This is a genomic window from Streptomyces sp. NBC_01669 (assembly GCF_026339735.1).
Classification (GTDB): Bacteria; Actinomycetota; Actinomycetes; order Streptomycetales; family Streptomycetaceae; genus Streptomyces; species Streptomyces yanii.
Genome location: NZ_JAPEQG010000001.1, coordinates 2,181,836 through 2,198,225, shown reverse-complemented (window position 1 = coordinate 2,198,225; position 16,390 = coordinate 2,181,836). Strand labels below are relative to the sequence as shown.

Sequence of the window (16,390 nt, the reverse complement as noted above, 5' to 3'; positions counted from 1 at the left end):
TTAGAAGTACCCCTCGCGCTTACGGTCTTCCATCGCGGCCTCGGACATCTTGTCGTCGGCGCGCGTCGCGCCCCGCTCGGTGAGCCGGGAGGCGGCGATCTCGGTGATCACGGCGGCGAGCGTCGTGGCGTCCGAGTCGACCGCGCCGGTGCAGGACATGTCGCCGACGGTGCGGTAGCGCACCTGCCGGGTCTCGACCCGCTCGCCCTCCTTGGGGCCGCCCCAGTCACCGGCGGTCAGCCACATCCCGGAGCGGTTGAAGACCTCCCGCTCGTGGGCGAAGTAGATCTCCGGAAGCTCGATGCCCTCACGCTCGATGTACTGCCAGACGTCGAGCTCGGTCCAGTTGGAGATCGGGAAGACCCGGACGTGCTCGCCGGGGGCGTGGCGGCCGTTGTACAGCTGCCACAGCTCGGGGCGCTGGCGGCGCGGGTCCCACTGGGAGAACTCGTCGCGCAGCGAGAAGACCCGCTCCTTGGCGCGTGCCTTCTCCTCGTCGCGGCGGCCGCCGCCGAACACGGCGTCGAAGCGGTGCTCCTGGATCGCCTCGGTCAGCGGCACGGTCTGCAGCGGGTTGCGGGTGCCGTCGGGGCGCTCGCGGAGCTTCCCGGCGTCGATGTACTCCTGCACGGAGGCGACATGCAGCCGCAGCCCGTGCTCGGCGACCGTGCGGTCGCGGTAGTCGAGGACCTCGGGGAAGTTGTGCCCGGTGTCGACGTGCAGCAGCGTGAACGGCACCGGTGCCGGCGCGAACGCCTTGAGCGCCAGGTGCAGCATCAGGATCGAGTCCTTGCCGCCGGAGAACAGGATCACCGGCCGCTCGAACTCTCCCGCCACCTCGCGGAAGATGTGCACCGCCTCGGACTCCAGGGAGTCCAGGTGGCTGAGTGCGTACGGATTGTCGGTGCCTTCCGACACAGTCGCGACGGTCGTCACGCTGCACCCCTCTCGCTCAGCAGCGCGTACAGCTCCGCCGCGGACTCCTGCACGGTCTGCTGGTGCGACTCGATCCGCAGGTCCGGCGACTCGGGCGCCTCGTACGGGTCGTCGACCCCGGTGAGTCCGCTGATCTCGCCCGCCGCCTGCTTGGCGTAGAGGCCCTTCACATCGCGTACGGAGCACACCTCGACCGGAGTCGCGACATGCACCTCCAGGTACGCGGTGCCCTCGGCCTGGTGACGCTTGCGTACCGCGTCCCGGCTGTCCGCGTACGGGGCGATGACCGGGACCAGCACCTTCACGCCGTTGGCCGCCAGCAGTTCGGCGACGAAGCCGATCCGCTGGACGTTGGTGTGCCGGTCCTCGCGGGAGAAGCCCAGACCCGCGGAGAGGAACTCCCGGATCTCGTCACCGTCGAGCACCTCCACCCGGTGGCCCTCGCCGCGCAGCCGTCCGGCCAGTTCGTACGCGATGGTGGTCTTGCCCGCGCTCGGCAGACCGGTCAGCCAGATGGTGGCTCCCGTCTCCGTCACGCTCATCGAAGTCTCCTGATCAGTCGTCATCAGTTGTGCAGCCCGCACTCGGTCTTGCCCCGCCCGGCCCACCGGCCGGCGCGCGCGTCCTCGCCCTCCAGGACCCGGCGGGTGCAGGGCGCGCAGCCCACGGAGGCGTAACCGTCCATCAGCAGCGGGTTGGTGAGGACCCCGTGCTCCGCGACGTACGCGTCGACGTCGTCCTGCGTCCAGCGGGCGATCGGCGAGATCTTGACCTTCTGCCGCTTCTCGTCCCAGCCGACGACCGGGGTGTTCGCCCGGGTCGGGGACTCGTCGCGACGCAGCCCGGTCGCCCAGGCCGTGTACGACGTCAGGCCCTCCTCGAGGGGCTTGACCTTGCGCAGCTTGCAGCACAGGTCGGGGTCCCGGTCGTGGAGCTTCGGCCCGTACTCGGCGTCCTGCTCGGCCACCGTCTGCCGCGGGGTCAGCGTGATGACGTTGACGTCCATCACGGCCTCGACGGCGTCACGCGTGCCGATCGTCTCCTCGAAGTGGTAACCGGTGTCGAGGAAGACCACGTCGACGCCCGGGAAGGCGCGGGACGCGAGGTGCGCCACGACCGCGTCCTCCATCGAGGAGGTGACGCAGAACCGCTTGCCGAAGGTGTCGGCGGCCCACTGCAGGATCTCCGGCGCGGAGGCGTCCTCGAGTTCCCGGCCCGCTCGCCCGGCCAGCTCCCTGAGCTCCTCGGCCCCGAGGTGTCCGGTCTGCAGAGTCTCCGTCATGTCCCGTCCCCTTCAACGTCGTTGCGCTGCAGTCCCCGGGTCAGCAGGCCCAGGAACCCCAGCTGGAACGCGCGGTTGCAGGAAGCACATTCCCAGGCACCGTGCCCGGTCTCGTGCGGGCGCAGGTCCTCGTCGCCGCAGTACGGGCAGTAGAACGGTGCGGCGCGCTCGCTCATGACAGCGACTCCGCACTGGCCCGCGCCGCCCAGGTCGCGAACCGCTCGCCGTCCTCGCGCTCCGCCTGGAACCGGCCCAGCACCCGCTCGACGTAGTCGGGCAGCTCGGCGGAAGTGACCTTCAGGCCACGGACCTTGCGGCCGAAGCCGGCCTCCAGGCCCAGTGCGCCACCGAGGTGCACCTGGTAACCCTCGACCTGGTTGCCGTCGGCGTCCAGGACGAGTTGGCCCTTGAGACCGATGTCCGCGGTCTGGATGCGGGCGCAGGCATTGGGGCAGCCGTTGATGTTGATGGTGAGCGGCTCGTCGAACTCCGGCATGCGGCGCTCCAGTTCGTCGATCAGCGAGGCACCGCGTGCCTTCGTCTCGACGATCGCCAGCTTGCAGAACTCGATGCCGGTGCAGGCCATCGTGCCGCGCCGGAACGGCGAGGGCTTCACCTGGAAGTCAAGCGCCTCGAGTCCCGTGACCAGGGAGTCCACCTGGTCCTGCTCGACGTCGAGGATGAGCATCTTCTGCTCGACGGTGGTGCGCAGCCGGTCCGAGCCGTGCGCGGCCGCCAGGTCGGCGATCTTGGCCAGCGTGGAGCCGTCCACCCGGCCGACCCGGGGTGCGAACCCGACGTAGAAACGTCCGTCCTGCTGCTGGTGGACACCCACGTGGTCCCGCCAGCGGCTGCTCGGCTGCTCGGGGGCGGGCCCGTCGATCAGCGGGCGCTTCAGGTACTCGTCCTCCAGTACCTGGCGGAACTTCGCCGGGCCCCAGTCGGCCATCAGGAACTTCAGACGGGCGCGGGTGCGCAGGCGCCGGTAGCCGTAGTCACGGAAGATCCCCACCACACCGGCCCAGACGTCCGGGACCTCGTCCAACGGCACCCAGGCGCCCAGCCGTTCGGCGAGCCGCGGGTTGGTGGAGAGCCCGCCACCGACCCAGACGTCGAAACCCGGACCGTGCTCGGGGTGGACCACGCCGACGAACGCGATGTCGTTGATCTCGTGGACCACGTCCTGCACCGGTGAGCCGGAGATCGCGGTCTTGAACTTGCGCGGCAGGTTGGAGAATTCCTTGTTGCCGATGTAGCGGTCGTGGATCTCGTCGACCGCGGGTGTGCCGTCGATGATCTCGTCGGCGGCGATCCCCGCCACCGGCGAACCGATGATCACACGCGGGCAGTCGCCGCACGCCTCGGTGGTGGAGAGCCCGACGGCCTCCAGCTTCTCCCAGATCGCCGGGACGTCCTCGATGCGGATCCAGTGCAGCTGGATGTTCTGCCGATCGGTGATGTCCGCGGTGCCGCGTGCGTGCTCCTGCGAGATCTCGCCGATGACGCGCAGTTGCGCGGTGGTCAGCCGGCCGCCGTCGATCCGGACCCGCAGCATGAAGTGCTTGTCGTCCAGCTCCTCGGGCTCCAGGATCGCGGTCTTGCCGCCGTCGATCCCGGGCTTGCGCTGGGTGTAGAGACCCCACCAGCGCATGCGCCCACGAAGATCGTTGGGGTCGATCGAGTCGAATCCGCGCTTGGAGTAGATCGTCTCAATGCGTGTCCGCACATTGAGACCGTCGTCGTCCTTCTTGAACTGCTCATTGCCGTTGAGCGGAGTGTGGTGTCCCACGGCCCACTGGCCCTCGCCACGGTGGCGTCCGGCCTTGCGGCGGGGCGTGGTGGTCGCAGGCTGTTCCGGGTTGGCGGCCATGACAGTACGTCCTTCGGGACTGCGGGAGGGCGGCTCTGAACTGCACACTCGCGCTGAGGCGCGGCGGTGCGCAGGAGTTGCAGAGAAAGGGGGAACGCGGCGGGTGCTGGGACTCTCAGCTCGCCGGACAGATGGCGCTGGACATGCGGCCGAGGTCGACGTGGCGTCGACTCACCAAGGCAATCCCAGTTCCAGACATGACGGAAGCGTGTCACGCGCATCTCGGAGCAGTCCACCACTATCCATGATGTGGACGAGACTGTCTCGATATATGAGACGATGTATTGCCGGTCACGCCAGGGCGGAGGCGTTCCGATCCGAATGAGCCGCTAGCTCCCGATGTGTCCGTAGGGGGTCCGGTCGGATCGCCGCCTCCGGGCAACCGCACACACCCGGCAAACGCGCGGCGATCCGGCGCAGCGGCTCGCGCGGCGGGGCGCAACAGGTGGCCACGGTCCCGGGACGGCCTGGTCACGGTCCCGGGACGGCCCCGCGGCGCGCACGGCGCCGGCCCGACTCCTACCGCTGCGCCCCCGGCCACGGCCCCGGCGTGGCCACGTCCGGCTCCAGCTCCACCTTCGTGTCGAAGAGCCGGAACCCGCGCCGGAGGTAGTTGTCCATCGCGTGCGGGCCGTCCTTGGAGCAGGTGTGCAGCCACACCCGCTTCGTCGGCGTCCGCTCCGGCCAGCGCTCCGCCAGGTCCCAGGCGCGCGCGGCCCCGTAGGCGAGCAGATGGCCCCCGATGCGGCGGCCACGGAACGCCGGGATCAGTCCGAAGTACATGATCTCGACGACGCCCTCGTCCTGCGGGTCCAGTTCGATGTACCCGGCCGGGGTCCCGTTCTCGTACGCCACCCAGGTCTCCGCACCGGGCCGGTCCAGCGCCTCCTGCCACTGCGCGTACGTCATCGAGAGCCGGTCGGTCCACTGGATGTCGCCCCCGACCGCCGTGTACAGGAACCGGCTGAACTCGGGCAGCGGCACCGCCGACCGTACGATCCGGATGTCGCCCTCGGGGGCTGCGGCGGGCCGCAGGTCGTCGGGGGAGGTCTGTTCCAGGGACCAGACGGTCACCTCGGTGGCGGCAGCTGTGGGTTCCGTGTTGCTCATGGCTGCCAGGGAATCATGCCGTGCAACTTTGGCCAAAGCCTGTCCCCCGGTACGGGCTGGAGCATTCCGGTTCTCGGGTCACTCCGTCGTACGGGCCCTGACCACCACCGGAGCCGTCGAGCGCGGCAGCAGATCGCCCGGATGCTCCGGGTGGATCACCTCCACCTCGACGCCCTCGCCGAAACGGTACGGGCGGTGCGCCAGCACCTCGGCCAGATGGCGCCGCATCCGCGAGATCTCGGCCCGGACCGTGACGGTCCGGGTCGCATCACCGAAGATGTCCTCCGCCAGCTCGGACGCCGTCCGCCCTCGCGGTGCAGCGCCAGCGCGTACAGCAGCTCGGCATGGCGCGGTGAGAGCCGCTGGGTCCAGGTGCCGACCGGGCTCACCACATTGACCACGAGACCGCGCGGCCGGCTCAGGTCGAGGACCACCCGGCGCGGCGGACCGTCCGACGGGCCGTCCGCCACCTGCACGAGCCAGCCGTTGAGCAGTGGCTCCACCCGGCACATGCCGAGCGACGGCAGCCACACCCGGCCCGGCTGCAGCGACTTCGGCAGCGGCAGCCGGTCCACCGGCGGCATCCCGGTGACCGCGGCCAGCCAGCCCTGCGCGTCCACCGCCATCGCCCGGCCGCCCAGCCGGGCGAGCAGCGGCGCGGCCACCGACCGCAGCCGGTCGATCGCGATCAGGTGCCGGGTCCGGATCTCGCTCCCGGCGAGCCGTGCCACCGAACCGACCAGGGCGAGCGTCGTCGGATGGAAGGTGGACGCGGGCCCGCTGATGTCGACGATGCCCATCATCCGGCCGTCCCGCGGGTCACGGACCGGGGCCGCCGCGCACGTCCAGGTGTGCAGGCTGCGGACGAAGTGTTCGGACGAGTGGACCTGCACGGGGACGCGCCCGGCGAGCGCCGTGCCGATCGCATTCGTGCCCGTGACGGCCTCGGACCAGGCGGCACCCTCCTCCAGACAGATGCCGTCGGCCCGGCGCAGCACCCCCGGATTGCCCTCCCGCCACAGCACCCGGCCCTCGACATCGGTGACGACCATGATCTGCTGTGCGGCGTCGGCGATGGAGACCAGCCCTTCGCTGAGCAGCGGCATCACCTCACCCAGCGCCGAACTCCGGCGTCGGTGCTCGATCTCGTCCAGATCCAGCAGCACGCTCTCCGTGGACTGCTCCGGATCGATGCCACTGCGCAGCACCCGCTCCCACGAGGCACCGATCTCGGCCCTCGGCGCGACCGGCATCCGGTCGCCCGCCAGCCTCGCCTCCCGGGCCCTGTGGAGAAGGCGCGTGGCTCGGTCCGAGTCCATGGCCGCCAGCCGTGTCAGCTCGGCAGCATGTGTCTCCACTGTCGAAATCCCCCCAGATACGAGGACCGTGTCGGCGGCCCACGGGTCCCATCCTGCCGTTGTGGGGTTCCCGATACTGCGCACTCCACACATTGGTTGCAACCCTTTGCAACTCTGGCGGGGACCCACAGGTGCGTACGAGAGTGGCGTAACACCGCACGGCGGAGCCTGTGCCCTGTTGCTCGGTGTGCACAGCATGGAGGGTGGTGCCGTGTCGGCGCAGCATCACCCTCCGTCGCTGTTCCGGGTGGATCAGTGCGCGACGGGCCGCGCTCGCTCCACGATCGACGCCAGGTCCAGACTGTGCGGCAGCGTCCCGAACGCCGCGCCCCAGTCCCCGCCCAGCCGCGACGCACAGAACGCGTCGGCGACCTCCGGCGGCGCCCAGCGGACCAGCAGCGAACCCTGCAGTACCAGCGCCATCCGTTCGACGAGCCGACGGGCCCGCGCCTCGATCCCGTTCAGATCGGCGAGCTCGGTCAGCATGCCCTTGATCGCCCCGTCCAGCCGGTGATCGGCACCGCGCGCCCTGCCGACCTCCTGGAGGAACGCGTTCAGCGCCTGCGGTTCACGCTGCAGCGCCCGCAGGACGTCCAGGGCCTGTGCGTTCCCGGAGCCCTCCCAGATCGAGTTGAGCGGCGCCTCGCGCAGCAACCGCGGCATCCCGGACTCCTCGACGTAACCGTTGCCGCCCAGGCATTCCAGCGCCTCGCCCACCATGGGTGTGCACCGCTTCGTCACCCAGTACTTCGCCGTGGGCACCGCGATCCGCAGGAATGCGGCCTCCGCCTCCGTACCGGCGTCGTACGCGGCGGCCAGCCGCAGTGCCAGCACCGTCGCCGCCTCGGACTCCAGCGCCAGATCGGCCAGTACGTTCCGCATCAGCGGCTTCTCGATCAGCACCCCACCGAACGCGCTGCGGTACGTGCAGTGGTGGACCGCCTGTGCCACCGCCTGTCGCATCAGCGCCGCCGAACCGGTCACACAGTCCAGCCGGGTCGCCGCCACCATCTCGATGATGGTGCGGACCCCGCGTCCCTCCTCGCCGACCCGGCGCGCCCACGTCCCGTCGAACTCGACCTCACTCGACGCGTTGGACCGGTTGCCCAGCTTGTCCTTGAGGCGCTGGATCGCGAACACGTTGCGGGTGCCGTCGGGCAGCACCCGGGGCAGCAGGAAGCACGTCAGTCCGCCGGGTGCCTGCGCCAGTACCAGGAAGCCGTCGGACATCGGCGCCGAACAGAACCACTTGTGCCCGGTGAGCAGATACTCGCCGTCGGCGGACAGCGGCTCGGCCCGTGTCGTGTTGGACCGCACATCGGTGCCGCCCTGCTTCTCCGTCATGCCCATCCCGAAGAGCACACCGGTCTTCTGCGCGGCGGGGCGGAGCTCCCGCTCGTACACCGACGACGTCAGCCGCGGCTCCCACTCGGCGGCCAGCACCGGATCGGTCCGCAGCGCGGGCACCGCCGCGTGCGTCATCGACAGCGGGCAGCCGTGCCCGGCCTCGGCCTGCGTCCACACGAGGAACCCGGCCGCGCGACGCACATGGCCGCCCGGCCGGCCCCAGGCATCGGTCAGCCGCGCGCCGACCGCGTGCCCCAGCAGCCGGTGATAGGCGGGATGGAACTCCACTTCGTCGATGCGATGCCCGTAACGGTCATGGGTGCGCAGTTTCGGCGGATACTCGTTTGCCAGCGCACCCCACTCCTGGGCCTGTGCCGACCCCGCGGACCGGCCCAGCTCGGTGAGCTCGTTCCGTGCGCCGTCGAGCAGCTCGGGCGCGAGATGCCGCTCCACGGCCTCGGTGAGTGCGCGGTCGGCCGTGAAGACGTCGTAGCCGACCAGCGGCGGGACCTGATTGGACACGGTGTGGGTGGTGGCTGCCATGCCGCTACGGTAAGGATGTGCAGGCAGCAAATGAAACACCCGAGCGGCCACCGGGTCGGCTCCACCGGGCCCGAGTTCTCTACCGCAACGTATCCAAGCGGCAGATGGTCTGGCAGTTGCTCAAGGACACCGTCAACTCGTGCATGGAGTACCGCATTCTGGGACTCGCGGCCGAGGCGGCGTTCTTCACCCTGCTGTCCCTGCCGCCGCTGCTGCTCGGACTTATCGGACTGCTCGGTTACGTCGATGAGTGGACGAACACCACCACGGTCGCGTCCATCGAGAGCAACATCCTCAATGCCGCGCAGACGGTCCTGTCCCAGCGGGGCGTCAACGACTTCGCGAAACCGCTCCTGGCGGACGTCACGACCGGTGCCCGGCCCGATGTCATCTCGATCGGTTTCGCGATCGCGCTCTGGTCCGGGTCCCGCGCCGTGAACGTCTTCATCGACACGATCACCGTGATGTACGGCCTCGACGGCCAGCGCGGCATCGTCAAGACGCGGCTGCTCTCCTTCCTGCTGTACATCGTCGCGCTGCTGCTCGGCGCGGTCGTACTGCCGCTGCTCGTGGTGGGCCCCGACCGGGTCGTGGAGTTCATCCCGTGGGGCACGGAAGTCATCAGCGTCCTGTACTGGCCGCTGGTGATCGTGCTGTCGATCGCGTTCCTGACGACGCTCTACCACGTGTCCGTGCCGGTCCGGTCGCCCTGGATGGAGGACGTGCCGGGCGCGCTGGTGGCGCTCGCCATGTGGGTGGTCGGCAGCTTCGTGCTGCGGATCTATCTGACCAGTACGGTCGAGGGGCCGACGATCTACGGGTCGCTGGCCGCCCCCATCGCCGTGCTGCTGTGGATCGGCATCTCCGCGTTCGCGGTACTGGTGGGGGCGGCGGTCAACGCCGCCATCGACCGGGTGTGGCCGTCGGTGGCGACGGCGGCGGCACGTGCGGCCAACGACCGGGTGCGGGCCGCCCAGGCCGCGGAGTTGGTGGCGCGGACGCAGGCGGATTGCGACGAGGACGGTGACAGTCCCTATATGCCGTCCGAGTTCCCGGAGCGGTGGTCGCGGTTCCTGCCGCCGGACGATGTGAAGTCCCGGCTGCTGCAGCCGAGGGGCGAGAAGGACATCGCCAAGGACCCGGCCAAGGAGGCGGAGCAGGGGACGAAGGGGTCCCGGGAGTCCCGTTCCTAGTGCCGGACAGCCCTTAGCGTGGAGGCATGGGCGAAACGTACGAGGAGCGGGAGTCCCGGTTCGGCGGGGCGATCGTCTGGACCCGGCAGGTGCCCGAGGGGCCTGTCCGACCGGTACTGCCCGACGGCTGCATGGACCTGCTCTGGATCGACGGTCGACTGCTTGTCGCCGGGCCCGACACCCACGCGTACGAGCCCGCCGGGGCGACCGGCGGGCGGTTCACCGGCATCCGGTTCGCCCCCGGCACCGCCCCGGCGCTCCTCGGTGTACCGGCGGACGAACTGCGTGACCAGCGGGTCGAGCTCGCCGATCTGTGGCCCGCCGCCCAGGTGCGGGTACTCGCCGAACGCATCGCCGATGCCGCCGACCCCGCCGCGGCCCTGGAGTCCGTGGCGCTGCGGCGGGCGGCCGAGGCCGGGCCGGCGGACCCGCTGATGCGGTCCGTCGCCGTGCAGCTGGCACGGGGCCGGTCCGTCGCCGACACCGCGCACACGGCCGGTCTCGGCGCCCGCCAACTGCACCGCCGTTCCCTGGCGGCCTTCGGCTACGGGCCCAAGACCCTGGCCCGGGTCCTGCGGCTGCAGCGCGCGCTCGCTCTCGTACGGTCCGGAACGCCGTACGCCGAGGCGGCGCTCGCGACGGGCTGCACCGACCAGGCGCATCTTGCGCGGGAGATGCGCGAACTGGCCGGTACGACCCTGACCGCCTACTGCGAGGCGTTGGCGAACAACGACACCGCGCAGCCGTCCGGGTCGAGGACCACCGCGTAACGCTGCCCCCACACGGCGTCCCACGGCTTCAGGTGGCCCCGGTACCCGGCGCCGGTCAGATCGTCGTACACCGCGTCCACCTCCGCGGGACCGTCGCAGCGGAACGCGAGCCCGACCCGGTCGCCGCCCTGCGCACCGGACCACTCGGGGTCGTAGGAGCGGATGACGTCCTCGGTGTCCCACATGAGGCGCTGCCCGCCCGGCAGGGTCACTTCGACATGGGGTGCGGAATCCGCCTCGGCCGGGATGTCGAGCCCGAGCCGGCGGTAGAAGGCGAGCGATGCGGTCAGATCCGCGGTCGTGATGCCGATCGCGTCGAGTCGTGGAGTCATGGTCCGAACGTAGAACGGACACGCACCACGGGTCTTGTACGAATCGGTCATGCCCTCGCCCGGCTGCGGGGCGCCTGCCTCAGCCTGCGCCGGACCCACGGCCTGCACCGGCTGCGGCTGCGCGGCCGACTCGGCACCGCCGAGGCCGAGCTGAAGGGCTGGGGCAGGGTGGGGCGCAAGCGGGGCAGGGTCCTGGTGCCGTTCGAGGATGCGGACGGCGTACGCCATGAGGTCCCCGCGGTCGTCGGCCAGTACGCACTCGGACGCAAAGCCGTCGCCCTGTACGACCACGAGCGCCCAGGCGACCCGTCCACCACCCGTGTCTCGACCCCGCGAAAGGGGCGGCTGTGAATCCGCGCGCGGCGCTCGCGGCTGTCATCACCGGAGGCACGCTGACGGCCCTCGTTCACGGAGCGGTGGACGGGCCCCGCTGGATGCTGATCCTCGGACTGAACCTGACGATTCTGATCCTGGTCGTCGTCGACCTGATCAACCGGGTGCAGGTGCCGGGCGTCGCGGCCGACCTGCGCTCGGGCGGACCGCGAGCCTTCGCGCCCGCGGTGGTGCACGGGGTGCGGGCGGTCCACAGGAAGTCGGGACGGTCGGCACTCGATCCGACGTCGCCGGAGACGGCGTTCGAGTTCGACATCACCGTCGTCCCCGAGGAGCGCGCGGCGTTCCGGGTGAAGGTCCGGCACCCGCTGGACCTCCAGGACGCCCGTACCCGCCGGTCGATGGTTGTCGAGTACGACCCGACGCAGCCGTGGCAGGTCGTCGTCCCGGTGCGTGCGCCGCAGGAGTGGGCGGACCGGGCGCGCAGCCTGAACCCTTCCGAGCCGGAGGCGGACGAGATCGTCCCGCGCCGGCCGGGCTCAGTGGATCTCGGGCTCGGCTCGCTGATCGCGGCGGCACTGCTGGGGCTGATACAGCTCGCGGGCTGAGGCTGGAAAACCGGTTGAACCGGCCTTGCTGCGGACAGTGCAGGCGGCACTCGGGACGCCCGCCTGGGAGGGCCCCCGGTGCGGATCCATGGGGACCTCGCGGAGGGCAACCTCCTCACCGTGGACGGCAGGCTGAGCGCCGTCATCGGCTTCGGGACACTGGCCGTCGGCGACCACGCGGTCGACCTGCTGCCCGCGTGGCTGTTCCTGTCCGCCGGGGCGCGGGACGTGTTCCGGCGGCGCTCGACGTCGACGACGCGACCTGGGCGCGGGGCATGGCTGGGCGCCGGCGAGTTCCCTGCCCGTGCCCGACGACCCCTTCTTCGTCGACCCGCCCGGACCGGCTGAACGCCGCCCTGCACCACCTCGACGAACTCGTGGCCGTATCTGTGTCGCGGCCTCGCCGCGCCGCCGTCTCGCGAGATCCTGCACCAGACCCCGGCACTGGACGGATACTCAGGTTGAACTCGTAGACACCATGAGGTCGCGTACCGGCGAACGCGACCTCCTGATGATCAAGGTTCTCGAAACCTTTGATCAAGAACGGGGTCGTGTCCGCATGTCATCCTTACCGGGCCTCCCGGCCTGCGCCAGAAGGCCCGTGGCGGAAGGTTGTCACATGCCACTGAGGGCGGGTTCGAGGTCGGGCTTGCCCGCCGGCGGCTGGGGGGCGTCGTGATGCCTGAACAGTTTGCTGGGCCACCACATCCACCGACCCACGTCCAGGGTCAGCGCGGTGACCAGCACCGAGCGGACGATCATGGTGTCCAGCAGCACGCCGAACGCCACCGCGAACCCGAGCTCGGCCGCGAATACCAGCGGTAGCGAGGCCATCGCCGCGAAGGTACCGGCCAGCACCAGACCCGCTGAGGTGATCACACCCCCGGTGGTGGACAGACCCATCAGCGCGCCGCGCCGGGTGCCGTGCAGCAGTGTCACTTCGCGCACCCGGGTGACCAGGAAGATGTTGTAGTCGATGCCCAGGGCGACCAGGAACACGAACGTCAGAAGCGGGAAGGAGGCTTCCGCCCCGGCGAAGTGGAACACGTGGTTGAACATCAGACTGCTCACGCCAAGGGCCGCTCCGAACGACAGCACCACCGTCGCCATGAGCAGCAGTGGTGCGACGATCGCCCGCAGCAGCAGCGTGAGGATGAGGAACACCACGACCAGCACGATGGGGATGATCACCTTGGAGTCACGGGCGGCCGCTTCTTGCGTGTCGAGAGTGATCGCCGTGTTGCCGCCGACTCGGGCATCCGCACCCTCGATCCTGTGGACCGCGGTTCTGACCTGCTCGACGGTGTGCATCGCGGCCGTGCTGCTGGGATCGTCCTTGAGCTCCCCGAGCATGATGGCCTCACCATCCTTGATCATCGGCGTCGAGACGTCAGCGACTCCTGGGACGCCGGACAGCGCGGTCTTCACCTGCCCCGCCGAGGCGGCCTTGGCCACGACGTAGATGGGGTCGCCCGACCCGGCCGGGAAGTGCCTGGACTGGATCTCCTCGCCGACGGCCATCTGCGGCTTGTTGGTGAACTGGTCCTTGTTGGAGAGCCCCTCGGCCTTGAGCCCGAACACCCCGATCGCCATGACACCCAGGACGAGCGCGGTGCCGATCCACACGATCCGCGGTCGGCCGGAGACGGCGGTGCCGACCCGGGTCCAGAGGCCCTCCTTGGTCGCCCCCGCCGATCCGTACGATGGCTTCACCGGCCAGAAGATCCAGCGGCCGCAGATGACGAGCAGGGCCGGCATCAGGGTGACCATGGCGAGCAGCCCGACGAGGATGCCGACGGCACAGGCCGGCCCGAGCCCTTGGGTGGAGTTGAGGGTGGCCAGCATCAGCAGCATCAGGCTGACCGCGACGGTCGCGGCGCTGGCGATGATCGCGGGACTGGAGCGGTGCAGGGCCTCCGCCATCGCCTCGTGCCGGTCCTCGTGCCGCCCCAACTCCTCTCGGTACCGCGAGGTGAGCAGTAGTGCGTAGTCGGTGGCGGCGCCGAACACGAGCACGGTCAGGATGAAGCTGGTCTGCTTGTTGACGGTGAGTCCGGCGTTCTTCGCCAGCAGGTAGATCACCGCTTCCGACGTGACCAGGGCGCCGCCCACGGTCAGCAGTGGCAGCAGTGGCAGCAACGGGCTGCGGTAGGTGAACAGCAGGATCACGACCACCACCAACGCGGTGATCGTTGTCAGGCCGCCTCCTCCGCTGAAGGCCTTGATCGAGTCGGATGCGTAACCGGCCGGTCCGGTGACGTGGAACCCGAGACCGCCAGCGTTCTCTTCGCCGACGTTGTTCATCGCGTCGACGACCTTGCCGATCCCTTCCCAGCCCGTTTTGTCCTTGTGAACCTGGACCACGGTCTGGATGGCCTTGCCGTCTTGGGCCCTCACTGGGCCCTGCGCCTGCCCCACGACGTTCTTGATGCCCTTGAAGGCTTCGGCGTCGGCTCGGGCCTTGGCCATGTCGACAGGGGTGATGCCCTCGGGCCGGTCGTAGATCACAATCGCGGGCAGGGTATCGGCAGACTGGAACTTCTCGGCTCGGTCGACGACCTTGGTCGACTCCGCGTTACTGGGCAGCCAGGCCGAATTGTCGTTTTTCTCAACGTCGCCGAGCTTGCCGGCCAGCATGAGGGCCGGGACCAGCAGGGCCATCCAGAGGGCGAGGACGACCCATTTCGCCACTCTGCCACTGGGCAATGATGCCAATTTTCGCACGATGTGGATTCCTCAGTGTTCAGTCGACGTGAGAGAGCTTGTCGGGATTGGCGACGGCGTAGATCCCGCACACCTGGTTGCCGTCCGGAGTGAGGTCGAGGACGAGGACGGCGTAGGGGGTGTCGCCGACGAACAGCAGCGCTGACGGGGCGCCGTTGACGCTGCGGTAGGCGATGTTGAGGCCCTTGCCGGAGTGGGGGGCGACAGCGGCGAGCAGGCGGGCGACCTTTTCCCGGCCGCGGAGCGGCCGCAGGCCCCCCGCTGCCTTGCCTCCGCCGTCACCCCAGAGGGTCACCTCCGGCGCCAGGATCTGCAGGAGGGCGTCCAGGTCACCGCCGAGCGCGGCGGCCAGGAATTGTTCGGTCACCTGCTGCCGGACGTGCGGGTCGGGCTCGTAGCGGGGGCGTCGGGCGTGGACGTGCTCGCGGGCGCGATGGGCGAGCTGGCGAATCGCCGAGGGACTGCGGCCGAGGATTTCTGCGATCTCGGTGTGGGCGTAGCCGAACACCTCGTGCAGGACGAACACCCCGCGTTCCAGTGGAGTGAGGGTTTCCAGGATCACCAGCAGCGCCATCGACACCGACTCGGCGCGCACTGTCGCATCAGCGGCATCGTCGGGGAGGAGAGTGTCGGTGAGGGGGCTGACGAGCGGTTCAGGCAGCCATGGCCCGATGTATGTTTCACGGCGGCGGCTGATGGTGGCCTGGTGGGCGAGGGCCCGGTTCACCGCGATCCGCACCAGGTAGGCGCGCGGGTTGTCGATCCGCTCCGCGCTCGGTGCCTGGTTTCTGGTCGTCCACGACAGCCATGTCTCCTGCAACACGTCCTCGGTGTCGGCGACGCTGCCGAGCATGTTGTAGACGATGGAGAACAGCAGCTCGCGGTGGTCGTTGAACACCTGTGTCGCGGTGTTCGCTACCGGATCTGACGCCGTCTCCCGCGGGCTGCCTTCGGGCAAGGCTGCCTGTGAGTCCGGCGGGGGATAGTACATCGTAGGGCCTTCCGTCGCGGGTGCATTCCGAACTGAGAGCGATCCAGGCACCGGGAGTGTGACATCCGCTCCCAAAATGTGATCCACCTCTCACCAATGGCCCGCGGTGTCATGCTGAGACGTCGTCTCGATTGGTGGCCGGACGTCTGGCTTCGGTAGGTGAAGAGGAGTCTGGTTGCGATCTTGTGGGGGTACGGCCCATGCGTCAGGATCGGTTCGCATGAGCCACAAGATGTCCGTTCTCAGATCCTGAAGATCCACGTCTCAAGTGCCCAAGATCTGGGGTCAAGGCCCACTTTGCGGACACCCCATAGGTTGAGCCGCATGGAGCAGCTCGACGGTGTGGAGATCATCGCCTTCGCGGACGGCACGGCCTTCGAGGCATGGCTGGCCGGGCACCACACGCGCCAGGAAGGCGTGTGGATCAAGATGGCGAGGAAGGGCTCGGGCATCCCCTCGGTCAGCTCGGACGAGCTGGTGGATATCGGTCTCCGCTACGGCTGGATTTCGGGGCAGCGCCGCGCCCTCGACGACCGTCACTACCTGCAGAAGTACGTGCCTCGCAGGCCCCGGAGCCTGTGGTCGCAAGTGAACGTGGAGAAGGTCGAGCGACTGACGGCCGCCGGCCGGATGCGCGAGCCTGGGCTGGCCGCGGTCCGCAGGGCGCGGCAGGACGGGCGGTGGGACGCGGCCTACGCGTCGCAGAAGACGGCGACCGTGCCGCCCGACCTCGGGGCGGCCCTCGACGGCTGTCCCGAGGTCAAGGCCGCCGTTGAGGCCCTCGCCAGGACCGGCCGCTACCTGCTGGTCCTGCCCCTGCTCCAGGCCCGCACCCCGAGACCCGCCGGGCCCGGCTCGACAAGGCCCTGCGCACCGTGTCTGGCCAGGACGGCTGGAGCCTGTCTTCTCGGAGCCGTAGGACTGGCAAGTTGCTGCGCGGTCCAGCTTGGCCCTCGGTTCAAGGCTGACGGTGCCTGACTTGCACCCGCGGCC

General features: G+C 69.7%; 16 protein-coding genes and 2 pseudogenes. 6 read left to right on the top strand and 12 right to left on the bottom strand.

Going from position 1 to position 16,390, the window contains the following annotated elements:
- The 9 genes and pseudogenes from cysD to OG972_RS09570 form a co-directional block, all read right to left on the bottom strand.
- Positions 1–936 carry a sulfate adenylyltransferase subunit CysD gene (cysD, locus tag OG972_RS09605; RefSeq protein WP_266980093.1) on the bottom strand — a complete coding sequence of 312 codons (936 nt, stop codon included), beginning with the start codon at positions 934–936 and terminating at the stop codon, positions 1–3.
- Entirely contained in the window at positions 933–1,502 is a 570-nt protein-coding gene (cysC, locus tag OG972_RS09600; protein ID WP_078878713.1) for an adenylyl-sulfate kinase, read from the bottom strand. The genes cysD and cysC overlap by 4 nt, the downstream gene beginning before the upstream one ends.
- Positions 1,502–2,218 carry a phosphoadenylyl-sulfate reductase gene (locus tag OG972_RS09595; RefSeq protein ID WP_266980089.1) on the bottom strand — a complete coding sequence of 239 codons (717 nt, stop codon included), beginning with the start codon at positions 2,216–2,218 and terminating at the stop codon, positions 1,502–1,504. Before OG972_RS09595 ends, cysC begins: the two co-directional genes overlap by 1 nt.
- Positions 2,215–2,394 carry a hypothetical protein gene (locus OG972_RS09590; RefSeq protein ID WP_266980087.1) on the bottom strand — a complete coding sequence of 60 codons (180 nt, stop codon included), beginning with the start codon at positions 2,392–2,394 and terminating at the stop codon, positions 2,215–2,217. The genes OG972_RS09595 and OG972_RS09590 overlap by 4 nt, the downstream gene beginning before the upstream one ends.
- On the bottom strand, positions 2,391–4,088 hold the full coding sequence (locus tag OG972_RS09585) for a nitrite/sulfite reductase (RefSeq protein WP_266980085.1): 1,698 nt from the start codon (positions 4,086–4,088) through the stop codon (positions 2,391–2,393). The genes OG972_RS09590 and OG972_RS09585 overlap by 4 nt, the downstream gene beginning before the upstream one ends.
- Positions 4,089–4,203: 115 nt before the next feature.
- On the bottom strand, positions 4,204–4,287 hold the full coding sequence (locus OG972_RS49230; protein WP_309486338.1) for a putative leader peptide: 84 nt from the start codon (positions 4,285–4,287) through the stop codon (positions 4,204–4,206).
- A 320-nt stretch (positions 4,288–4,607) separates the two neighbouring features.
- Positions 4,608–5,198: a GNAT family N-acetyltransferase gene (locus OG972_RS09580; RefSeq protein WP_266980083.1), complete on the bottom strand. Its 591-nt coding sequence runs from the start codon at positions 5,196–5,198 to the stop codon at positions 4,608–4,610.
- 78 nt (positions 5,199–5,276) lie between these two features.
- Positions 5,277–6,517, bottom strand: a pseudogene (locus tag OG972_RS09575) (GAF domain-containing protein).
- Between the two features lie 291 nt (positions 6,518–6,808).
- Entirely contained in the window at positions 6,809–8,446 is a 1,638-nt protein-coding gene (locus OG972_RS09570; protein ID WP_266980081.1) for an acyl-CoA dehydrogenase family protein, read from the bottom strand.
- A 17-nt stretch (positions 8,447–8,463) separates the two neighbouring features.
- Between OG972_RS09570 and OG972_RS09565 the strand changes: the two genes are divergently transcribed.
- A complete protein-coding gene (locus OG972_RS09565) occupies positions 8,464–9,639 on the top strand; it encodes a YihY/virulence factor BrkB family protein (protein WP_266980079.1) in 1,176 nt (391 codons plus the stop codon).
- A gap of 26 nt (positions 9,640–9,665) precedes the next feature.
- The gene (locus OG972_RS09560; protein ID WP_266980077.1) at positions 9,666–10,409 is read left to right on the top strand and encodes a helix-turn-helix domain-containing protein; all 744 of its coding nucleotides are present in this window, start codon (positions 9,666–9,668) and stop codon (positions 10,407–10,409) included.
- Here the strand turns inward: OG972_RS09560 and OG972_RS09555 are convergent.
- Complete coding sequence (locus OG972_RS09555; protein ID WP_266990372.1) at positions 10,346–10,792, bottom strand: VOC family protein; 447 nt, start codon at positions 10,790–10,792, stop codon at positions 10,346–10,348. The genes OG972_RS09560 and OG972_RS09555 overlap by 64 nt on opposite strands.
- A 117-nt stretch (positions 10,793–10,909) precedes the next feature.
- On the opposite strand from OG972_RS09555, the gene OG972_RS09550 reads away from it, so the two are divergent.
- From OG972_RS09550 to OG972_RS09540, 3 genes and pseudogenes are all read left to right on the top strand, one after another.
- A complete protein-coding gene (locus tag OG972_RS09550; RefSeq protein ID WP_266991045.1) occupies positions 10,910–11,092 on the top strand; it encodes a hypothetical protein in 183 nt (60 codons plus the stop codon).
- A complete protein-coding gene (locus OG972_RS09545) occupies positions 11,089–11,682 on the top strand; it encodes a hypothetical protein (RefSeq protein ID WP_266980075.1) in 594 nt (197 codons plus the stop codon). Before OG972_RS09550 ends, OG972_RS09545 begins: the two co-directional genes overlap by 4 nt.
- A 69-nt stretch (positions 11,683–11,751) precedes the next feature.
- Positions 11,752–12,155: pseudogene (locus OG972_RS09540) on the top strand (phosphotransferase); the annotation flags it as partial.
- 142 nt (positions 12,156–12,297) lie between these two features.
- Here OG972_RS09540 and OG972_RS09535 read toward each other — a convergent pair.
- On the bottom strand, positions 12,298–14,409 hold the full coding sequence (locus OG972_RS09535; protein ID WP_266990370.1) for an MMPL family transporter: 2,112 nt from the start codon (positions 14,407–14,409) through the stop codon (positions 12,298–12,300).
- Positions 14,410–14,425: 16 nt separating this feature from the next.
- Positions 14,426–15,364 (bottom strand): RNA polymerase sigma factor SigJ, encoded by a 939-nt coding sequence (sigJ, locus tag OG972_RS09530; RefSeq protein ID WP_266990368.1) that lies wholly within the window; start codon positions 15,362–15,364, stop codon positions 14,426–14,428.
- Between the two features lie 357 nt (positions 15,365–15,721).
- On the opposite strand from sigJ, the gene OG972_RS09525 reads away from it, so the two are divergent.
- Positions 15,722–16,375, top strand: coding sequence for a YdeI family protein (locus tag OG972_RS09525; protein ID WP_266980073.1), 654 nt, complete (start codon positions 15,722–15,724; stop codon positions 16,373–16,375).
- Positions 16,376–16,390: the final 15 nt, after the last annotated feature.